This window comes from Modicisalibacter radicis, assembly GCF_900961225.1.
Lineage (GTDB): Bacteria > Pseudomonadota > Gammaproteobacteria > Pseudomonadales > Halomonadaceae > Modicisalibacter.
Genome location: NZ_CAAHFN010000130.1, coordinates 1 through 472, shown reverse-complemented (window position 1 = coordinate 472; position 472 = coordinate 1). Strand labels below are relative to the sequence as shown.

The window sequence follows — 472 nt, the reverse complement described above, 5'->3', positions numbered from 1 at the left end:
CAATATGAATCACTTCGTTTATATAACCTCTTTGCTGAGAACTCATTAGGTACATGGAAGTTTGATAGCCTAGAAAGTTTTGCAAACCGCGAAGTAGGTGCTTATGATTTCTCTTATCAAAATGCGTACACTAATAATTCAGCAGATACCGCCTATGATGTAACTCGTAGTCAATTAGCTTTATATATTGAAGATACCTTTTATTTAAATGATGACCTAGAAGTGACAGCGGGCCTTCGCTATGAGCGCTTATCATCTGATGATAAACCAACTCTTAATGAAAGCTTTCTAAACACCTATGGTTATAGTAATCAAGAAAACCTAGATGGTTTCATTAATTACACGCTCGCCGTCAGCAGCTAAACCGATAGGACGGATAGAGGTATTATGCCATACAGCTTCATTTTCTTTTTTGTGGTAAGCAATTTCGGCCTGCCATTTAAAGCCATTTCCTAATAGTTCAGAATCAAAC

General features: G+C 37.1%; 1 protein-coding gene. It reads left to right on the top strand.

The genetic code is table 11. The features are described 5' to 3' along the window. Positions 1–363 (top strand): TonB-dependent receptor domain-containing protein (locus HR9077_RS20055; protein ID WP_210725989.1); only part of this gene is annotated, 363 nt, incomplete at its 5' end. Positions 364–472: the final 109 nt, after the last annotated feature.